This is a genomic window from Limnohabitans sp. 103DPR2 (assembly GCF_001412575.1).
GTDB lineage: Bacteria > Pseudomonadota > Gammaproteobacteria > Burkholderiales > Burkholderiaceae_C > Limnohabitans_A.
This window is the reverse complement of the sequence record NZ_CP011834.1, coordinates 2,574,146-2,593,395: the sequence shown is the minus strand read 5'-3', so window position 1 is coordinate 2,593,395 and position 19,250 is coordinate 2,574,146. Positions and strand designations below refer to the sequence as shown.

Annotated in this window: 17 protein-coding genes; 11 read left to right on the top strand and 6 right to left on the bottom strand. The window is 55.0% G+C overall.

Features of this window, described 5'->3' with window-relative positions; genetic code table 11:
* Positions 1-939 (bottom strand): hypothetical protein, encoded by a 939-nt coding sequence (locus L103DPR2_RS12495; protein WP_055361376.1) that lies wholly within the window; start codon positions 937-939, stop codon positions 1-3.
* A 71-nt stretch (positions 940-1,010) separates the two neighbouring features.
* Between L103DPR2_RS12495 and L103DPR2_RS12490 the strand changes: the two genes are divergently transcribed.
* The 10 genes from L103DPR2_RS12490 to L103DPR2_RS12445 all read left to right on the top strand — a co-directional run bounded on the left by L103DPR2_RS12490 (position 1,011) and on the right by L103DPR2_RS12445 (position 11,327).
* On the top strand, positions 1,011-2,288 hold the full coding sequence (locus L103DPR2_RS12490) for a lipoprotein-releasing ABC transporter permease subunit (RefSeq protein ID WP_055361375.1): 1,278 nt from the start codon (positions 1,011-1,013) through the stop codon (positions 2,286-2,288).
* Complete coding sequence (gene lolD / locus L103DPR2_RS12485; protein ID WP_231717641.1) at positions 2,281-2,985, top strand: lipoprotein-releasing ABC transporter ATP-binding protein LolD; 705 nt, start codon at positions 2,281-2,283, stop codon at positions 2,983-2,985. Before L103DPR2_RS12490 ends, lolD begins: the two co-directional genes overlap by 8 nt.
* Complete coding sequence (locus L103DPR2_RS12480) at positions 2,982-3,860, top strand: TatD family hydrolase (protein ID WP_055361373.1); 879 nt, start codon at positions 2,982-2,984, stop codon at positions 3,858-3,860. The genes lolD and L103DPR2_RS12480 overlap by 4 nt, the downstream gene beginning before the upstream one ends.
* 7 nt (positions 3,861-3,867) lie before the next feature.
* A complete protein-coding gene (locus tag L103DPR2_RS12475) occupies positions 3,868-4,632 on the top strand; it encodes a hypothetical protein (RefSeq protein WP_055361372.1) in 765 nt (254 codons plus the stop codon).
* 134 nt (positions 4,633-4,766) lie between these two features.
* Positions 4,767-5,255, top strand: a complete 489-nt coding sequence (locus L103DPR2_RS12470) for a tripartite tricarboxylate transporter TctB family protein (protein WP_055361371.1) — start codon at positions 4,767-4,769, stop codon at positions 5,253-5,255.
* 10 nt (positions 5,256-5,265) lie between these two features.
* Positions 5,266-6,777, top strand: coding sequence for a tripartite tricarboxylate transporter permease (locus tag L103DPR2_RS12465; RefSeq protein WP_055361370.1), 1,512 nt, complete (start codon positions 5,266-5,268; stop codon positions 6,775-6,777).
* Between the two features lie 218 nt (positions 6,778-6,995).
* On the top strand, positions 6,996-7,940 hold the full coding sequence (locus L103DPR2_RS12460; RefSeq protein WP_231717735.1) for a Bug family tripartite tricarboxylate transporter substrate binding protein: 945 nt from the start codon (positions 6,996-6,998) through the stop codon (positions 7,938-7,940).
* Positions 7,941-7,943: 3 nt separating this feature from the next.
* Positions 7,944-9,566: a gamma-glutamyltransferase family protein gene (locus tag L103DPR2_RS12455; RefSeq protein ID WP_055361369.1), complete on the top strand. Its 1,623-nt coding sequence runs from the start codon at positions 7,944-7,946 to the stop codon at positions 9,564-9,566.
* Positions 9,563-10,468, top strand: a complete 906-nt coding sequence (locus L103DPR2_RS12450; protein WP_055361368.1) for a DMT family transporter — start codon at positions 9,563-9,565, stop codon at positions 10,466-10,468. The genes L103DPR2_RS12455 and L103DPR2_RS12450 overlap by 4 nt, the downstream gene beginning before the upstream one ends.
* 61 nt (positions 10,469-10,529) lie before the next feature.
* Positions 10,530-11,327, top strand: coding sequence for an SDR family oxidoreductase (locus tag L103DPR2_RS12445; protein WP_055361367.1), 798 nt, complete (start codon positions 10,530-10,532; stop codon positions 11,325-11,327).
* 43 nt (positions 11,328-11,370) lie between these two features.
* Here L103DPR2_RS12445 and L103DPR2_RS12440 read toward each other — a convergent pair whose 3' ends face one another.
* Positions 11,371-12,276 carry a DMT family transporter gene (locus L103DPR2_RS12440; protein WP_055361366.1) on the bottom strand — a complete coding sequence of 302 codons (906 nt, stop codon included), beginning with the start codon at positions 12,274-12,276 and terminating at the stop codon, positions 11,371-11,373.
* Positions 12,277-12,407: 131 nt separating this feature from the next.
* Between L103DPR2_RS12440 and L103DPR2_RS12435 the strand changes: the two genes are divergently transcribed.
* Positions 12,408-13,391 carry a quinone oxidoreductase family protein gene (locus tag L103DPR2_RS12435; protein ID WP_055361365.1) on the top strand — a complete coding sequence of 328 codons (984 nt, stop codon included), beginning with the start codon at positions 12,408-12,410 and terminating at the stop codon, positions 13,389-13,391.
* Positions 13,392-13,431: 40 nt separating this feature from the next.
* Here the strand turns inward: L103DPR2_RS12435 and lspA are convergent, their stop codons facing one another.
* The 4 genes from lspA to L103DPR2_RS12415 form a co-directional block, all read right to left on the bottom strand.
* Complete coding sequence (lspA, locus tag L103DPR2_RS12430; RefSeq protein WP_055361364.1) at positions 13,432-13,935, bottom strand: signal peptidase II; 504 nt, start codon at positions 13,933-13,935, stop codon at positions 13,432-13,434.
* A 12-nt stretch (positions 13,936-13,947) separates the two neighbouring features.
* Positions 13,948-16,803 (bottom strand): isoleucine--tRNA ligase, encoded by a 2,856-nt coding sequence (gene ileS, locus L103DPR2_RS12425; protein WP_055362034.1) that lies wholly within the window; start codon positions 16,801-16,803, stop codon positions 13,948-13,950.
* Positions 16,804-16,940: 137 nt separating this feature from the next.
* Positions 16,941-17,978 carry a bifunctional riboflavin kinase/FAD synthetase gene (locus L103DPR2_RS12420; RefSeq protein ID WP_055361363.1) on the bottom strand — a complete coding sequence of 346 codons (1,038 nt, stop codon included), beginning with the start codon at positions 17,976-17,978 and terminating at the stop codon, positions 16,941-16,943.
* Positions 17,979-18,112: 134 nt separating this feature from the next.
* Positions 18,113-19,228 carry an acyl-CoA dehydrogenase family protein gene (locus L103DPR2_RS12415; protein ID WP_055361362.1) on the bottom strand — a complete coding sequence of 372 codons (1,116 nt, stop codon included), beginning with the start codon at positions 19,226-19,228 and terminating at the stop codon, positions 18,113-18,115.
* Positions 19,229-19,250 lie beyond the last annotated feature (22 nt).

Here is a 19,250-nt window from a genome sequence, read left to right as displayed (position 1 = left end):
TCATTGGGCAGAAACTCCGGCGGTGAGTGCACGCAACTCGGCTTGCACTTTGAGAGGGGACAGCCTGCGCTTCAAAGATTGAAGCCAGGATGGGGGGTGTGGGCGATAGTGCCGCCAATGCGTTTCACTGCACAAGGTGATCGATGCAATGCCCGAAGGCGCAGATTGGAATTGATGGCCCATCCATGTGTCGAGCACTTGCCACTGCGCAAGCCATGCCTTGGTGTTGCCGCTGACAGCTGCTTGTTGCAGGTCCATGCGAAACGCAGTGATGTCATTGTTTGGATAAAGTTGTTCTAGTGAGCGATGAACCCAAAATGAGTTCACAGCCCAGCGTCCTTCTTGGCTTCGCAAATCATTCACGGGGTGTTGGTACAGCAGCATTTGCATTTCACTTTGCAAGCGCTGTAGCGCGCGCGCGTGGGGGCCTTGTGGCAGCCAATCCTTGATGTGTTGTCCTGCGACTTTTTCCAAGGAAGCGAAGGGCATGTCTTTGAGCAAGGGACCCGTGGCGCGCCAAATCAGAGGGCTCTCGTAGGAAAGGTGCAGACCATCTTCTTCAAAATAGGGCTTCACAGCAGCTAGCAGTTGTTGCGATTCCTCTGCGCTGAGCTGCATTTCGGCAGGGTTCAGCAACAAAACTTCGTTCATGCCCACTTGCCAGTGACAAGGGGTGATCAGCGCTTCCTCTCCCCACGAAGGGGATTGATCCCACAAAGTGGGGACATTTTCATGGGGCAGGAGTGGGGCGGTGGCTTCGACTTCTGCGTCTGATTTGGCAACGCAAGTCATGCCTTGCAGGACTTTTTCCAAATGAGGCAAATACAATGTGTCCAAAGCTTGCTGCAAGGGGGAGGCGTGGCTGCTGGCATAGGCAATCACCCAATGTGGGGGGCCTGCAGCAGCGGGGCTGTTTGACAAAGGCAAAGCGTCGTTCATGCCTGTATTGTCAGGGATGACACAATCACCCTGTTGCAGGTCTGATATGACACGCTTGAAATGATGAAGGCATGACACTCAAACTACCGTACGAATTGGTTTTAGGTTGGCGCTACACCCGCGCAGGCCGCGCCACGCGTCGCAACGGCTTCATCTCCTTCATTTCAGGGGTGTCCATGTTGGGCATCGGTTTGGGCGTGGCCGCGTTGGTCATTGTGCTATCGGTCATGAATGGCTTCCAAAAAGAAGTTCGCGATCGAATGCTGAGTGTGGTGTCCCACATTGAAGTGATCTCGGCCGATGGCGGTGCCCTCGAAGATATGGAAGGCACTTTGAAACAAGTCAAAGCACATCCGCAAGTGATGGGCGCGGCCCCCTTCATTGCCGCGCAGGCCCTGTTGGCCCGCGGTGAAGACATGAAGGGTGTGTTGGTGCGCGGCATCGACCCCGCCTTAGAGCCAACGGTGGTGGACCTGTCGGTGGCCTCTCAAGGATTCAACAAGGGCATGCCTGGCATCCAAGCCTTGTCGCCAGGCAAGTTTGGGGTGGTTTTGGGCGTCGATTTGGCGCGGCAGTTGGGACTGCGCGTTGGCGACCCCGTCACCCTCATTGCCCCGAACGGCCAGGTCACACCCGCGGGCGTCTTGCCGCGCCTCAAACAAATGGAAGTGGTGGGCCTGTTCAATTCTGGCCATTACGAATACGACTCGGCGCTGGTGATGTTGCATGTGGCCGATGCGGGCAAAATTTTCAGGCTCGAAGGCCCCACAGGCATTCGTTTGAAAATCAAAGATTTGCATGAGGCGCGTGCGGTGGCCAAAGAACTTGCACCGGCCTTGCCGATGGGCATGGCCGTGCGCGATTGGACGCAACAAAACCGCACGTGGTTTGCTGCTGTGCAGGTTGAGAAACGCATGATGTTCATCATCCTGACCCTGATTGTGGCTGTGGCAGCGTTCAATTTGGTCAGCACCTTGGTCATGACGGTCACTGACAAGCGAGCCGACATTGCCATCTTGCGCACGTTGGGGGCCAGTCCCCAAAGCATCATGGGCATCTTCATGGTGCAAGGTGCGATGGTTGGCGTCATTGGCACCTTGGGTGGCATGCTGTTGGGCTTGTTGATTGCCTTCAACATCGATGTGATCGTGCCTGCCTTAGAGGCCGTGTTCCAAGCCAGTTTCTTGCCCAAAGACATCTACCTCATCAGCCGAATGCCCAGCGATCCGCAGATGAGCGACATCTTGCCTGTGGTGCTCATTTCTTTGCTCTTGTCTTTTGTCGCCACGGTGTATCCCAGCTGGCGTGCCAGCCAAGTCAATCCTGCGGAGGCTTTGCGTTATGAGTAATTCAGCAAGCCCCATGTCAACAGCACAAGCCGTTTTGGAAGTGCGCGGTTTGAGCAAACGCTTTGCCGAAGGCGGTCTCGATGTGTCCGTCTTGCAAGAGGTGAACCTGACAGTGGGTGCTGGTGAAACGGTGGCCATTGTGGGAGCCTCGGGTTCTGGCAAAAGCACCCTGATGCATTTGATGGGCGGCCTCGATCAGCCCACCCAAGGACAAGTGTTGTTGCAGGGTCAAGCGTGGACGCAATTGAGCGCCGCAGCGCAAGGTGCTAGGCGCAACCTGTTGCTAGGCTTTGTCTACCAGTTCCACCATCTCTTGCCCGAATTCACTGCGCTTGAAAACGTGGCCATGCCTTTGTGGATTCGCCGCACAAACAAGGCGGAGGCCGAGCAAGTGGCCATGAAGTGGTTAGAGCGTGTGGGGCTTGATCACCGTGCATTCCACCGTCCTGCTGAATTGTCGGGTGGCGAACGTCAACGCGTGGCCATTGCCCGCGCCATGGTGACGCAGCCAGCCTGTGTGTTGGCCGATGAGCCAACAGGCAACCTTGACCGCAACACCGCAGAAGGTGTGTTCGATGTCATGTTGAACACGGCGCAAAGCCAAGGCACGGCCTTTGTCGTGGTGACGCACGATGCCCATTTGGCGGCTCGCTGCAGCCGTGTGTTGCGATTGGACAGGGGCGTGCTGCAGCCATGACCGTGCAGTGGATTGACAGCCATTGCCATTTGGATGCCCCAGAGTTTGCGCACGATCGCTTGGAAGTTTTAAAGCGTGCACAAGCGCAAGGTGTTGCGGCTTGTGTCATGCCTGCCGTTCAGGCCAAAGACTTTGAACCACTGCGTCAATTTGCACGCAGCACGAATCAGCCCTACGCATTGGGCATTCATCCTTTGTATGTGCCTCAAGCCCAAGTGTCTGACTTGGCTTTGTTAGAACAGCATTTGCAATCGGCTTTGTCTTTGAATGAAGAGGGCACTGCAAGCGATCCACGTTTGGTCGCCTTGGGTGAAATCGGCTTGGACTTTTGGGTGCCCAGTTTGTGCGAGCCTGCCATGCGAGACAAGCAAGAATTTTTTTACAACGCGCAGTTGAAGCTGGCCAAAAACTACAAGCTGCCTGTCATCCTGCACGTGCGAAAGTCGGCCGATGCGCTGCTGAAGGGATTGCGCCGATGCCAAGTTCAAGGTGGCATTGCCCATGCGTTCAATGGCAGCTTGCAACAAGCGCAGGTGTTTGTTGAACTGGGTTTTGCATTGGGCTTTGGCGGCGCCATGACCTACGAGCGCGCCTTGCAATTGCGTCAATTGGCCACGACCTTGCCTTTGGATGCCATCGTGTTGGAAACCGACGCACCCGATATTCCGCCGCATTGGCTTTACCGAACCCAATCCCAGCGACAATCAGAGGGCTTGCCGCAAGGACGAAACGAGCCGAGTCAGTTGCCACAAATTGGCGCCGTGCTGGCGCAACTGCGTGGCGCGCCAATAGAGCATGTGGCTAAAGCCACTGTGCAAAACACACTGCGTGTCTTGCCGCGCCTTCAATCGATTTCATCTTTAAGCCCCCATTAGAGCCTTTATGTCCGTTAAAAAATCCAAAGCCATCGAACTGCCAGAAGTGAACTTCTCAGAGCACGGTGACTCGCGTTATTTGCACTTGGGTACGCCTTGGATTCAAGGGGCCATGAACATCAAAGAGCCCTTTGAATTAGAGCTTGAATATGTGCAGCGCATGATGGCCGGCTTGTTGTTTTTAAAAAGCGCGTCGGTGGCTGGCAGGCATGCCATGCAGTTGGGTTTGGGGGCGGCCAGCCTCACCAAGTTTTGTTACAAGAAGCTCAAGTGGACTTGCACCGCCATCGAACTCAACCCCGGCGTTTTACATGCCTGCCGTGGCTGGTTCAAATTGCCAGAAGACGGTCCACGCATGCGCGTCATCATTGCCGATGCTGCGCAAGAAATTCAAAGCGATGAATGGCTAGGCACAGTCGACATCTTGCACGTGGACTTGTACGACCACGAGGCGGCCGCACCTGTTCTGGACTCCGTTGCGTTTTATCAAAACTGCCGTGCCTTGCTTACAGACGAAGGCACCATGGCGGTCAATTTGTTTGGCCGCACCTCCAGTTATGAAAAGAGCTTGGCCAAGATGGCAGAAGCTTTTGGGGAGGATGCCTTGTGGGCTTTCAAACCCACCCGAGAGGGCAACACGGTGATCTTGGCGCAACGCACGCCCAGCAGGCCCAAACGCGATGCATTGCTCACGCAAGCAGAAGCCATTGAGAACCGATTTGGCCTGCCCGCCACCAAATGGCTGCGCGTTTTCAAACCGCTCGTGAAATAAAAAACCCTCAAACCTAGGGTTAACCCAAACGTTTGGGCCCTTCATTGACCTTCTGTAGGTGAAATCCACATCCGGTTTGCGGTGGTTTAGGTTCAGAATCCCGCCATCCCAAACTTTTTTGGAGGAGTGTCCCTGTGAAAATCAAAAGTTCGAAAGACTTTTTCTCCGGTCTGATGTTCACCGTTGTCGGTGCTTCATTTGCCTACGGAGCAACGAGTTACACCATTGGTACCGGCGCCCGCATGGGCCCTGGCTACTTTCCGCTGCTCTTGGGCGTGATCTTGGCGCTGTTAGGTGCTGCGATTTTGTTCAAGTCGTTGGTGGTTGAAACCCCTGATGGCGAACCCGTCGGCAAATGGGCTTGGAAGCCTTTGTTCTTCATCATTGCCGGCAACTTGTTGTTTGGCGTGCTGTTGGGCGGTTTGCCCAGCATCGGTTTGCCAGCCATGGGTCTGATTGCAGCCATTTTTGGCACCACCATCGTGGTCAGCATGGCCGGTGACGAATTCAATTTCAAAGAAACCATCGTGTTGAGCGCCATTTTGTCAGTGATGAGCTATGCAGCTTTCATCATGCTGCTCAAACTGCAGTTCCCCGTGTGGCCAACTTTCATCAGCGGCTAAGGAGTAATCAATGGACTTGTTCACTAATTTGGCGATGGGTTTTGGGGTGGCTTTCACCGTCCAAAACCTCATTTACGCTTTCATCGGCTGTTTGCTGGGCACCTTGATTGGTGTGCTTCCAGGCATTGGCCCCGTGGCTACCATTGCCATGCTTTTGCCCGCCACTTACGCATTGCCCCCTATCGCGGCATTGATCATGTTGGCCGGTATTTACTACGGCGCGCAATATGGCGGTTCTACCACTGCCATTTTGGTGAACCTGCCGGGTGAATCTTCTTCTGTGGTGACCGTGATCGACGGTTACCAGATGGCCCGTAAAGGACGTGCAGGTCCCGCATTGGCTGCTGCTGGTTTGGGCTCATTCTTTGCCGGTTGCGTGGGTACTTTGATTTTGGCGGCTTTCGCGGCGCCATTGACCGAAGTGGCCTTCAAGTTCGGTCCTGCCGAGTACTTCTCGCTCATGATTTTGGGCTTGATCGGTGCGGTGGTGTTGGCTTCTGGCTCCTTGCTCAAAGCGGTGGCCATGATTGTGCTAGGCCTCTTGATGGGCTTGGTCGGTACTGACGTTAACTCTGGCGTGGCCCGTTACAGCTTCGACATTCCTGAACTCACAGACGGCATTGGTTTCATTACCATTGCCATGGGTGTGTTTGGTTATGGCGAGATCATTGCCAACTTGTCCCAACCTGAAGACAAGCGCGAAGTGTTCACCGGAAAAGTGACAGGTTTGCTCCCTACGGGTGAAGATTTCCGCAACATGATTCCTGCGGTGTTGCGTGGCACGACCATTGGCTCATGCCTTGGCATTTTGCCAGGCGGTGGCGCTTTGCTGGCTGCTTTTGCCGCTTACACCATCGAGAAGAAAACCAAACTCCGTCCCGGCGAAGTACCTTTTGGTCAAGGCAACATCCGCGGTGTGGCTTCGCCTGAAGCTGCGAATAACGCCGGTGCACAAACCTCATTCATTCCTTTGCTCACATTGGGTATTCCACCTAACGCTGTGATGGCCTTGATGGTGGGTGCCATGACCATCCACAACATTCAGCCTGGCCCGCAAGTGATGACCAGCAACCCTGAGTTGTTCTGGGGCTTGATTGCTTCGATGTGGATTGGTAACCTGATGTTGATCATCTTGAACTTGCCACTCATTGGCATCTGGATCAAGCTGCTCACAGTGCCTTATCGTTGGTTGTTCCCTGCCATTGTGCTGTTCTGTGCCATTGGCGTGTACTCCACCAACAACAACACCTTCGATATCTGGTTGGTGGGTGCCTTCGGTGTCATCGGATACTTGTTCATCAAGTTGGGCGTAGAACCTGCACCTTTGTTGCTCGGTTTCATCTTGGGCCCCATGATGGAAGAGAACTTGCGCCGTGCATTGCTGCTGTCTCGCGGTGACTGGTCCGTGTTTGTGACACGCGGTTTGTCTGCCAGCTTGCTTGCAGCCGCAGCGGTGTTGCTCATCATTGTGCTCTTGCCGTCAGTCAAATCGAAGCGCGAAGAAGCCTTCGTCGAGGATTGATTCACACGCGTTGTGAACTTGAACGGCACCTTCGGGTGCCGTTTTTCATGGGACTTCTGAAAAGTGACAGCCTTGGTTGAAGTAGGTTCACATTTTTCCTGCCACAATGTTCTTCTTCATATGACATCGGAAATTTCATCATGCAGTACAAAATGAATTTGAAACGCCGTCAAATCTCGGCTTTGGGAATGCGAACTGCGCTGTCTGCAGCTGTGGTCATGATGGGCCTGGTGGGTGGTGCATCCACTGCAGTCGCCCAATCAACCACTTACCCCACCAAACCCATCCGCTTGGTGGTGCCCTTTCCAGCAGGTGGCGCAACCGATATTTTTGCGCGTACCTTGTCGCAGAAGTTGGGCGAAAAATTGGGCACGTCGGTGGTGGTTGAAAACAAACCTGGCGCAGGTGGCACCTTGGGCTCGGACATCGTGGCCAAGTCCACGCCTGATGGCTATACCTTGTTGCTGGCCACTTCCAGCACGCACTCCATTGGGCCCAACCTCAACCCCAAGATGCCCTACGACGCTGTGCGTGATTTCACGCCCATTGGCCAGGTCGGCAACGCCCCCAGCATCATGTTGGTGCCCAACAGCTCGCCTGCCAAAACCATTCAAGAATGGATTGAGTTGGCCAAGAAAAATCCTGGACGACTCAACTATGCCTCCAGTGGCAATGGCACCATCGTTCAGTTGACGGCTGAGCTGTTTAAATCGCAGGCAGGTTTGTTTGTGGTGCACATTCCCTACAAAGGCACCGCCTTGGCCATGCCAGATCTCATCAGTGGCAAAGTAGATGTTTTGTTTGACTCCTTGCCAACAGGTTTGCCACACGTCAAAGATGGCCGTTTGCGTGCCTTGGGTGTGACTTCAGCACAAAGGACCAACATGGCGCCTGGTTTGCCAGCCATCTCAGAAGTCTTGCCTGGTTATGAATCCACCACATGGTTTGGTTTGTTTGGGCCACAGGGCATGCGGCCAGATTTGGTCTCGCGCGTCAACACGGCTGCGATTCAAGCCCTTAGCGATCCAGAAGTCAAAGACAAATTACAGCGACTGGGCATTGAAGCCATTGGCACATCGCCAGCTCAATTCACCACCATGTTGGCTGCAGAGTCGGCCAAGTGGAAGAAGATCATCACGGAACGCAAAATCACTTTGGATTGAAACATGAACTTTGATTTCAGCACCCCTTATGCTTCTGCGCGCTTGCCGCAGTTTGCGCGCAATGTTGTTTCTACTTCGCATCCATTGGCAGCGCAAGCTGGTTTGCGCATGATGCTCAAAGGCGGCAACGCGGTCGATGCCGCCATTGCAGCAGCAGCGGCCATCACCATCACAGAACCTGTCAGCAATGGTTTGGGTTCTGATGCGTTTTGCATTTTGTGGGATGGCCAAAAACTGCACGGCCTCAATGCTTCTGGCCCTGCGCCACAGGCTTGGACGCCAGAGTACTTTCACAAAAAATATGGCACCGATGCGGTGAACCCGCCCAAGCGCGGTTGGGACTCAGTCACCGTGCCTGGCGCCGTGGGCGCATGGGCCGCTTTGAGTGAGCGCTTTGGCAAATTGCCTTTTGCAGATCTGATGGAGCCTGCCATTGAAATTGCAGAGCGGGGTTATTTGTTGCCTGTGGTGGTGCAGCAAAAATGGGAAGCCGCCACGCCCCTGCTGCAATCTTTGCCGGGTTTTGCAGAAGGATTTTTGCCTTGGGGTCGTGCACCCAATGTGGGTGAATTGTTCCAGTTCAAAGCTGCGGCGCGTGGTTTGCGCGCCATTGCCGAAACCAAGGGGCGTGCCTTCTACGAAGGTGAAATTGCTGAAGCCTTGGTGAAGTTTTCAAATCAACATGGCGGTGCCATGACGCTACAAGACTTGGCGCAGTACCGCCCTGAATGGGTCGAGCCCATTTCGCAAAATTACCATGGCTACACGCTCAACGAAATTCCACCCAATGGCCAAGGCATTGCTGCTTTGATTGCCTTGGGCATTTTGGAAAACTTTGATTTGCCCAGCTTCAAAGTGGACGGTATTGAATCTCAGCATTTGCAAATCGAAGCCATGAAGTTGGCCTTTGCCGATGTGTACCGCTATGTGGCCGATCCGCGCAACATGGAAGTCACGCCCGCGCAGATGCTCGACCCCGCCTATTTGAAGAGCCGCGCCAATCTCATTGACATGAAGAAAGCGCAAGATTTCAAGGCGGGCAATCCGGTGAAGGGCGGTACCATTTACCTCACGGCTGCCGATGAAAACGGCATGATGATCAGCTTCATCCAAAGCAATTACATGGGCTTTGGTTCCGGCGTGGTCGAGCCCACGTACGGCATCAGTTTGCACAACCGTGGCTTTGACTTCAGCACCGATCCCAAAGGCTTGAACCCAGCCAATTTGGTCGCGCCAGGCAAGCGACCTTTCCACACCATCATTCCAGCATTCTTGTCGAAAGACGGCCAGCCTGTCATGAGCTACGGTGTGATGGGGGGCAGTATGCAACCGCAAGGTCACATGCAAACCTTGGTGCGCATGCTCGACTATGGACAAAATCCGCAGGCAGCGTGCGACGCACCTCGCTGGCGCTGCAACAACGGCCTGTCCATCAATGTGGAAGCGTCGATGGACCGCAACACGGTGCAGGGCTTGAGTGACTTGGGTCATGAGCTGGCTGTCATCAACGACTCCTACATGGACTTCGGTGCTGGCCAATTCATTTGGCGCATGGGCGATCCCAAAGTGCAGGGTTATGTGGCTGCCTCTGACCCGCGCCGAGATGGGCAGGCGGTTGGCTTTTGAGCGAAGCAGCCAAGTCCAAATTCACATCGGGCCTGTTGCTGGCAGCAGCAGGCTCAATTGCTTTCAGCGGCAAAGCCATCATCGTGAAATTGGCCTATCGGCATGGCGTCGATGCCATCACCTTGGTCATGTTTCGCATGCTGTTTGCCGTACCGTTTTTCATCGCCATGGCGTGGTGGGCAGGGCGCGGCAAAGAACCCCTTACGCGCAGCGATTGGCTAGGGGTATTGGGTTTGGGTTTTTCAGGCTATTACCTGTCTAGCTTTTTGGATTTCTTGGGGCTGCAATACATCAGTGCTTCATTTGAGCGGCTTATCTTGTACCTCAACCCCACCTTGGTCTTGGTGCTAGGTTGGGTGCTGTACAAGCGCAAAATTTCATATCGCCAAGGCGTGGCCATGGCGGTCAGTTACAGTGGTGTGCTGTTGGTGTTTGGCCATGAGGTGTCCTTGGTCGGCGAGCATGTGGCCTTGGGTGCGGCCTTGGTTTTTTCAAGCGCCATCACCTATGCCATTTACCTCAGCTACAGCGGTCAAATGGTGCAGCGTTTGGGTTCACTGCGTTTGGCGGGCTTGGCCACCACGGTGGCTTGTGTTTTGTGTATCGTTCAATTCGCGATACTCAAACCAGCCGCTGCTTTGGACGTGGCACCCGAGGTCATTTGGCTGTCCATGCTCAACGCCACAGCTTGTACCGTGTTGCCCGTATTGATGGTCATGATGGCCATTGAGCGCATCGGTCCGGGCTTGACGTCGCAAATTGGCATGATTGGCCCGATGTCGACTTTGACCATGGGGGCCTTGTTGTTGAATGAGCCCTTCAATGCATGGACCCTCATGGGAACCGCATTGGTGTTGGGTGGTGTATTTTGGGTGACGCAAACGCCCAAAGTTGTTGAATAATTTTGAGTCTGCAATGCGCCAAAACGCTTGCGGCAATGTGCATTAATTTTGGAGAAAATAAATGGATTTAGGCATCAAAGGTAAATGGGCATTGGTGGGCGGTGCAAGCAAAGGCTTGGGCTGGGGTTGTGCACGTGCGTTGGCTTTGGAAGGCGTGAACGTGGTCATGGTGGCACGCGGTGCAGACGTGCTCAACCAAGCAGTGGCCGATTTGCAAAAAGAAGCGCCCGGGGTGACCCTGATTCCTGTGGCGGCAGACATCACCACTGAAGCGGGTCGTGCAGCTTTGTTTTCGGTGGCAGGAGGTCCTGGCAAAGACTTTGACATCGTGGTGACCAACGCAGGCGGCCCACCGCCCGGCGACTTCCGCAATTGGGACCGTGAAGCTTGGATCAAAGCGGTCGATGCCAACATGCTGACGCCTATTGAGCTGATCAAGGCCACCATCGATGGCATGGCCGCGCGTGGCTTTGGCCGCATCGTCAACATCACGTCCAGTTCGGTCAAATCACCGATTGATATTTTGGGCTTGTCGAACGGTGCCCGCAGTGGTTTAACGGGTTTTGTGGCTGGCGTGGCGCGCACCAAAATTGCAGCCCAAGGCGTCACCCTCAACAACATCTTGCCCGGCAAGTTTGATACCGATCGCATTCGCACCACCGTCGAAGCCACAGCGCAAAAGACGGGCAAAACAGTGGCCGAAATTCGTGCGCAGCAACAAGCCGTGGTGCCCGCAGGTCGTTATGGCACGCCGCAAGAGTTTGGCGCTTTGTGTGCCTTCATTTGCAGCCAGCAAGCCTCTTACATCACCGGTCAAAATTTCTTGACCGATGGTGGTGCTTATCCCGGTACTTACTAAGTCAGCAAAAATGCGCGCTTCAGGCTGAGGCCTTTGAAAGGTTTCAGCTGGCGCGCCTTGACGACACCACAATGCCGCTCACAATGAGGGCAAACGCCAGGGCGTGATACACCTTGGGCAAGTCGCCCAAGAACACGCTGGACATGATGGCGGCAAACAAGGGTGTGAGGTTGGCAAAGAAACCGGCCACTGCAGGCCCAGCAGTTTGCACACCCAAGCCCCAGCATCGATAGGCCAACACAGCAGGGCCGATGGCCACAAACGCCAATGCGGCGTACAAAGGCATGCCCCAAGTGATGTGCGCATCGGTCAGCGCCCATTCAGCACCTGTGAACATGCCGGCCCATCCCAATCCAAATATCACTTGCGCCATCAGAAATGCAGCCCAGTTGCTGCGAATCTCATCGGGCTCATTGCGTTGCGTCAAAAGCCAGCTGTACATGGCCCAACAAGCCACAGCCAGCAAAATGTAAATGTCGCCCACCACAAACTGCACTTGAAAAAGCTGTTCCCAATCGCCGCGCGACAGCACCACCAAAACGCCAGCGATGGAGAAAGCAGCGCCAAGCCATTGGGCGGCTCTGACCGGCGTCTTGAAAAACAAGGCGCCAATGGCCAGCATGAACACGGGCGTGCTGGCCGCCACCAAAGTGACGTTCAAGGGTGTGGAAGTTTGCAGCGCCAAATATTGCAGCGCGTTATAGCAACCTACGCCAAGCAAGCTGAGCAAGGCAAACCGGCGCCAATTGGGCCACAAGGGGCTACTGGGCTTCAGCAATTGCCATGTCAGGGGCAACAAAATAAAAAAGGCGATCGCCCAGCGCAAGAAGTTCAGGGTGATGGGAGGCACCAATTCACTGACCAGTCGACCGACCACTGCATTGCCTGCCCAGAGGAGGGGTGGCACAGTGAGCATCAAAGCCGTACCGGGTGAGAGTTTTTGTGTCATGCCCGTGACTGTAACGTCAACTGTGTACCCGACTGCGAGGGCAGGGACATTCAATTCGTGGCAAAGTAGCGGTCAATGTGAATTGGCTTCACAAGCCAGTCGCCAACGATTTCATTTTTAAGGAGATACGCATGAGCTTAGCCGTCCAAATTGACCAAAACGGTGGTCCTGAACAACTCAAATTGGTCGATGTCACAGTCGGCCAGCCTGGTCCCGGCGAAATTCGAATTCGCCACAAAGCCATTGGCCTGAACTTCATTGACGTTTACCAGCGCAGCGGTTTGTACACCTTGCCCATGCCCCTCAAGTTGGGCATGGAAGCCTCCGGCATTGTGGAAGCCGTTGGCGAGGGCGTGACGCACCTCAAAGTAGGCGATCGCGCAGCCTATGCCAGCCAGCCTCCAGGCAGCTACTGCGAAGAGCGAGTGATGCCCGCCAAGTGCGTTTGCAAACTGCCCGACGACATCTCTTTTGAAACTGGCGCCGCCATGATGCTGAAGGGTCTGACAGCGCAATACTTGCTCATGAAAACACGCCCTGTTGAAGGCCTGCAAGCGGGTGACCATGTGTTGTTCCATGCTGCTGCAGGTGGTGTTGGCCTCATTGCTTGCCAATGGGGCAAGGCCTTGGGCTTTCGCATGATTGGTACTGCGGGTTCTGATGCCAAGTGCCAATTGGCCATTGCCAATGGTGCTGAGCACTGCATCAACTACAGCACAGACGACTTTTTGGCGCGTGTGAAAGAGATCACGGGTGGCAAAGGTTTGAAAGTGGTTTACGACTCCGTGGGCAAAGACACCTGGGACAAATCACTCGACTGCTTGCGTCCCTTCGGCTTGATGGCCACCTTCGGCAATGCCTCTGGTGCGGTGCCACCTTTTGCGCCTGGCGTGTTGGGCACCAAAGGTTCTTTGTACGTCACACGTCAAACATTGTTCAGCCACATCACCACACGTGAAAGCACACAAGCCATGGCCGATGATTTGTTTGCGGTTGTGCAGAGTGGCAAGGTCAAAATTCACATTGATCAAACCTTCCCATTGTCGCAAGTGCAAGAAGCGCACAAAGCTTTGGAAGCCCGCAAAACCACAGGTTGCACCATCCTCACTTTGTGATGCGTCCCTGACATCAAAAAGGCACCCGAGGGTGCCTTTTTTATTTGCCGCGGCGAACTCGCAGCAACTCGTCCAGTATCAGTAAGCCAGCGCCAACGGTGATGGCGCTGTCGGCTACGTTAAAGGCAGGGAAGTGCCATGTGCCGTAATAGAAATCTAAGAAGTCAATCACATGGCTGTAGAGCAAACGATCGATCACGTTGCCAACGGCGCCACCTAGCAACAAAGACAAGGCCAAGCAAAACAAAGTTTGACCGGCATGCATGCGAAGCAAGTAAACCATCACGCCAGCTGCAACCACACCCAGTCCGGTGAAGAACCAGCGTTGCCAACCCCCGGCATCGGCCAAGAAAGAAAACGCTGCACCCGGGTTGTGAACGCGAACCAAATTGAAAAAAGAAGTGATGGGCAATGCCTCACCCAATTGGAACGCACCCACCACTGCAATTTTGGTCAACTGGTCCAGAATGAGCGTGATGAGCGCAATGCCCAACCAAAGCCAGACGCCTGACCCGGATGTGAATGCACTTTTGGATTTGGCCATTTCGCAGCTGACTTAAGCGAACAAACGCTTCTCGCCCTCGCCATGCAAGTTGCTGTCGCAACGGCCGCACAGCGTGGGGTGGGCTGGGTTCACGCCCACGTCAGGGGCGTAATGCCAGCAGCGATCGCACTTAGTGTCTTCACTCACGGCCACTTTGGCCACCAGGCTGTCGCCGGCTTCCAAGTTAAGTTGAGAAGTGATGAACACAAACTTCAGGTCTTTGCCCAAACTGGCCAACAAGGCATGGTCTTCGGGGCCGGCTTGCAAGGTGACAGCGGCCTGCAAAGAGGCGCCCACTTTGCCATCGGCACGCAAGGCTTCAATGTCTTTGTTCACTTGATCGCGAATTTCGCGAATGCGGGTCCACTTGGCCAGCAGCGCTTCATTGGGCGTACCCAAATCGCTGAAGGTTTCCATGAAGATCGATTCTGAGCCGCCAAAGTTTTGCCAAGCTTCTTCAGCGGTAAAGCTTAAGAACGGCGCCATCAAGCGCAGCATGGCATGCGTGATGCGATACAGCACGGTTTGTGCGGAGCGGCGTGCCAAGGATTTGGGTGCGCTGGTGTAGAGACGGTCTTTGAGCACATCCAAATAGAACGCGCCCAAATCTTCAGAACAGTACACCTGCAACTTGGAGACCACAGGGTGGAACTCGTAGTCTTTGAAGTGCGACAGGATGTCGGCTTGCAATTGCGCTGCACGGCTCAGGGCAAAGCGATCGATCTCTAACAAGTCGGCATCGGCCACTGTGTCTTTGGCGGGGTCAAAGTCGCTGACGTTGGCCAACAAGAAACGCAGGGTGTTGCGAATGCGGCGATAGGCATCCACCACACGCGCCAAAATTTTGTCGTCGATGTTGAGGTCGCCAGAGTAATCCGTTGAAGCCACCCACAAGCGCACAATTTCTGCGCCCATCTTGTCAGTGATTTCTTGGGGCGCCACCACATTGCCCAAGCTCTTGCTCATCTTGCGGCCTTGGCCGTCGGTGGCAAAACCGTGGGTCAACAAACCTTTATAAGGAGCACGGTCGTACAACGCACAACCGAGCAACAAAGAGCTGTGGAACCAGCCGCGATGTTGGTCGTGGCCTTCCAAATACAAATCGGCTTCGGGGCCTGCGTCATGGAAGGGGTTGCGATCGTACGCATCTTTGTGGCTGCCGCGCAGCACGTGTTGGAAGGTAGAGCCGGAATCAAACCACACTTCCAAAATGTCGGTGCTCTTGGTGTAGTTGGGCGCATCGGCGGCGCCCAAAATTTCTTCCGCCGTCACGCGGCTCCAAGCTTCAATGCCGCCTTTTTCAACGATGCCGGCCGCTTGGTCCAAGATCTCCATGGTGCGGGGGTGCAACTCACCTGAGTCTTTGTGCAAGAAGAAGGGCACAGGCACGCCCCAGCTGCGCTGACGAGAGATACACCAGTCGGGGCGGTTGGCGATCATGTCGCGCAAACGGGTCTTGCCGTTTTCGGGATAGAAGTGGGTTTGGTCGATGGCATCGAGGGCCAACTGACGCAAAGTCTTCGGAGCCTTGTCTTTGGTGAAGACACCAGGGCCTTCGTCCATGCGCACAAACCACTGGGCAGCCGCGCGGTAAATGACAGGCGTTTTGTGGCGCCAGCAATGCGGGTAGCTGTGGGTGATGCCGTAAGTGGCCATGAGGCGATTGCTTTCGCCCAACACTTCGATGATGCGGGGGCACGCTTTCCAAATGTTCATGCCACCAAACAAAGGCAGGTCTTCAGCGTAGCTGCCGTTACCTTGAACAGGGTTCAAGATGTCGTCATAAGCCATGCCATTGGCCACGCAAGAGTTGAAGTCGTCCACACCATAAGCGGGTGAGGAGTGAACGATGCCGGTGCCGTCTTGCGCACTGACGTACTCGGCCACATACACGGGCGAGAAACGTTGGTAGCCTGCGTGCACGTCGTACAAAGGATGTTTGAAGTTCAAGCCGCCCAATTTGTCGCCGGTGGTGGTGGCCACCACTTGGCCTTCAAGCTTGTAGCGCTCTAAACATTTCTCGACCAAGGATTCAGCAAGAACCAACGCGCCTTTTTCGGTGTTCACCAAGGCGTAAACCAATTCAGGGTTCACATTCAATGCTTGGTTGGCTGGCAGGGTCCATGCGGTGGTGGTCCAGATCACAGCAAAGGCGGATTTAGGTTGACCTGGCAGTTCTTGTAAACCAAAAGCCTTGGCCAATGCGGCGTGGTCGGCCGCTTCAAAGGCCACGTCCAAGGTGTCGCTTTTTTTGTCGGCGTATTCAATTTCAAATTCAGCCAATGAGGAGCCGCAATCGAAGCACCAGTAAACCGGCTTTAATCCGCGGTACACAAAGCCACGCTCGATGACGCGTTTGAAGGCGCGGATTTCACCGGCCTCATTGGCAAAGTCCATGGTGCGATAGGGACGTTCCCAATCACCCAAGACGCCCAAGCGTTTGAAGTCTTCGCGCTGTTGGTCAATTTGCTCGGTGGCAAAGGCGCGACTCTTGGCTTGCATGTCGTCGCGGCTCAATTTGCGACCATGCAATTTTTCAATCGCGTTTTCAATCGGCAAACCGTGGCAGTCCCAACCGGGAATGTATTGCGCATCAAAGCCCGCCAATTGCTTGGACTTGACGATCATGTCTTTGAGCACTTTGTTGAGGGCGTGACCAATGTGCAATTTGCCGTTGGCGTAAGGGGGGCCGTCGTGCAACACAAACAAGGGTGCGCCTTTGCGCGCCACACGCAGTTTTTTGTACAGACCTTGATCGCTCCAGGCTTTGGCCCAGGCTGGCTCACGCTTGGGCAAGTCGCCGCGCATCGCAAAGGCGGTGTCGGGCATGTTCAAGGTGGCGCGGTAATTTGTTTTTGGTTCAGACATGGTCAAACGATTCAATCTTCAAAAGGGGTTTGCAATGAAAACCTGCAGTGTGTTGATTTCACAAAATCCAGGTTTGGATCACAAAGAAAGTGCAGGCATTCACAAAGCTGCACATCAGGTGAGGGGCGTGGCGAGCGTCAAATTCGATCGCGCGATGTTTGGCGATGGGTTTGACCATGACGGGATGCAAAAAAAGCACGCGCATCATCACAGTCCTTGGCGATGCCCACAGTCAGGGCTTCCAGGCTGTCGTATTTGAGTTCGTCGTGTAATTTGTGCAAGAGGTCCACGCGGATGATTTTACCGTAGCCACCCTCGGCTCCGAGGCTGGTGGGCCAATCGAGGCAATGGGTCTCTAAAAGAACCCGGCCACCATTCACATCATTGGGGTCTAAAGAGGGGCGAATGCCCAAATTGGCCACCCCCGGCACGGGCTTTGGCGTTAAGCCGTGCACTTCGACATTGAAAATACCGCTGGCCGCGGGTTTCCAGTGGCTGAAGCGCAAATTGAGGGTTCTAAAGCCGTCTTCGGCGCCTTCTTTGGACGCGCCAAGGCCGCGGCCCAGCTTGCGGCCGTGCACCACATGGCCGCTCACGCTGTAAGGCCGACCCAAAAGGCGCGCCACAGCCTCCATGTCGCCTCGGCCAAGGGCATCCCGCACGGCGGAGCTCGAAACGCGCAGGCCATGCACCTCGTAGCTGTTCATGCGGGCCACGTCAAAGCCTTGTTGCTGGCCTGCTGCGTCCAGCATGGCGTAATCGCCTGCGCGTTTGGCGCCAAAACGGAAATCGTCGCCCACCAACAAGTACTTCACGCCCAAGCCTTTCACCAAAACCTGTTGGATGAAGTCCTCAGGGGTTTGGCTGGCCAGGCGGTCGTCAAAGGGCAGCACGACCGCTTGGTCAATGCCACAGCGTTCCAGTTCTAGCAATTTGTCGCGCAGCGTGGCAATTCGGGCTGGCGCCAAGTCGGGCTTGTTGTGCAATTTGGCGAAAAAGTCGCGGGGATGGGGCTCAAAGGTCATCACACAGCTGGGCACACCGCGGTGCGCAGCTTCATTTTTCAAGAGCGCAAGCATGGCTTGGTGGCCGCGGTGGACACCGTCAAAATTACCAATCGTCAAGGCACATTGGTTTGCCCTGTCTGGATGGTTAAAGCCGCGAAATACCTTCATGCCTGAGATGTGTGATGCTCGAATTCAATGGGCTCTATTGTGACCCAGTTAAGGGCCATGAAAAAACCGCCACAAGGGCGGTTTGTGACCAAGCCAAAGAATTGCGCAAACAAGGCGATGGCAGGGTAAGGGGTTTAGGCAAAAACGCCTGCAGTGTCCTGCATGCTGTTGGACACTTCGCCCAAGTGGTGGAGTGTGTCGCCAAAGGTCATTTCGAGTTGCGTCAATTTCTTGAAGTAGTGGCTGACGATGTACTCGTCCGTCACGCCAATGCCGCCGTGCAATTGCACAGACTGCTGGCCCACAAAGCGCATGGAATTGCCCAGCTGGTACTTGGCACGGGCCATGGCTTGATGGCGTTCGGCCGCAGGGGTGTTCAGTTTGAGGCTGGCGTAGTAGCTCATGGAGCGGCCCAGTTCCAATTGCATCTTCATGTCGGCCACGCGGTGGCGCAGTGCTTGGAAAGTGGCAATGGTGGTATTGAACTGCTTGCGGGTGTTCATGTAGTCCACGGTGATGGCCATGGTTTTGTCCATCACGCCCACTGCTTCGGCGCACACACTGGCAATGCCAATGTCGACGGCGTGGCTGAGGGCGGTCTGGCCGTCCAGGGTCACCAAGCTGGCTGGCGTTTGGTTGAGTGTCAACTCAGCAGCACGCGCGCCGTCTTGGGTCACATAACCCGATGTGGCAGAACCCTTGGCGCCTTTGGCCACCAAGAACAATGCCAGTTTGCCTGCGGCCATCGCGGGCACCAAAAAGGCGTCGGCATGATCGCCTGCCGCCACCACACTCTTGGTGCCTGTGATGTTCCACTGGCCATCTTGTTGCTGCGCTTGCGCGTCGCACTTGCTGATGTTGTAGCGAGACTTGCGCTCTTGATGCGCCAACACGACGATGGCTTCGCCGCCTGCAATTTTGGGCAACCATTCGGCTTTGATGGCATCGGGTGCATAGCCTTCTAAAACAGCACCTGAAATCAAGGCTTGCTGAATGGGTTCCATCACAATGCCGCGGCCCAGCTCTTCCATCACCACCATGCCTTCAACAGGGCCCATGCCCATGCCGCCGTGGTCCTCGCTGATGTACAGGCCGCACAGGCCTAACTCGGCCAGTTCGGTGTAGGCTGCGCGGTCAAAACCGCCAGCGTGTGTAATTTCGCGGCGGCGGTCAAAGGTGTAACCCTTGTCCACCCATTTACGGACTGCATCGCGCAGTTGTTCTTGGTCGTCTGAAAAATCGAAATCCATGATCTGTCCTTGTATGGTTAAC

Coding starts and splice junctions, on each gene's coding strand:
- L103DPR2_RS12435 (WP_055361365.1), top strand. CDS start 12,408: ATGAGCTTAGCCGTCCAAATTGACCAAAACGGTGGTCCTGAACAACTC.
- lolD (WP_231717641.1), top strand. CDS start 2,281: ATGAGTAATTCAGCAAGCCCCATGTCAACAGCACAAGCCGTTTTGGAA.
- L103DPR2_RS12460 (WP_231717735.1), top strand. CDS start 6,996: ATGATGGGCCTGGTGGGTGGTGCATCCACTGCAGTCGCCCAATCAACC.
- L103DPR2_RS12495 (WP_055361376.1), bottom strand. CDS start 939: ATGAACGACGCTTTGCCTTTGTCAAACAGCCCCGCTGCTGCAGGCCCC.
- L103DPR2_RS12480 (WP_055361373.1), top strand. CDS start 2,982: ATGACCGTGCAGTGGATTGACAGCCATTGCCATTTGGATGCCCCAGAG.
- L103DPR2_RS12440 (WP_055361366.1), bottom strand. CDS start 12,276: ATGACACAAAAACTCTCACCCGGTACGGCTTTGATGCTCACTGTGCCA.
- L103DPR2_RS12420 (WP_055361363.1), bottom strand. CDS start 17,978: ATGAAGGTATTTCGCGGCTTTAACCATCCAGACAGGGCAAACCAATGT.
- L103DPR2_RS12490 (WP_055361375.1), top strand. CDS start 1,011: ATGACACTCAAACTACCGTACGAATTGGTTTTAGGTTGGCGCTACACC.
- L103DPR2_RS12415 (WP_055361362.1), bottom strand. CDS start 19,228: ATGGATTTCGATTTTTCAGACGACCAAGAACAACTGCGCGATGCAGTC.
- L103DPR2_RS12465 (WP_055361370.1), top strand. CDS start 5,266: ATGGACTTGTTCACTAATTTGGCGATGGGTTTTGGGGTGGCTTTCACC.
- L103DPR2_RS12455 (WP_055361369.1), top strand. CDS start 7,944: ATGAACTTTGATTTCAGCACCCCTTATGCTTCTGCGCGCTTGCCGCAG.
- L103DPR2_RS12475 (WP_055361372.1), top strand. CDS start 3,868: ATGTCCGTTAAAAAATCCAAAGCCATCGAACTGCCAGAAGTGAACTTC.
- ileS (WP_055362034.1), bottom strand. CDS start 16,803: ATGTCTGAACCAAAAACAAATTACCGCGCCACCTTGAACATGCCCGAC.
- L103DPR2_RS12445 (WP_055361367.1), top strand. CDS start 10,530: ATGGATTTAGGCATCAAAGGTAAATGGGCATTGGTGGGCGGTGCAAGC.
- lspA (WP_055361364.1), bottom strand. CDS start 13,935: ATGGCCAAATCCAAAAGTGCATTCACATCCGGGTCAGGCGTCTGGCTT.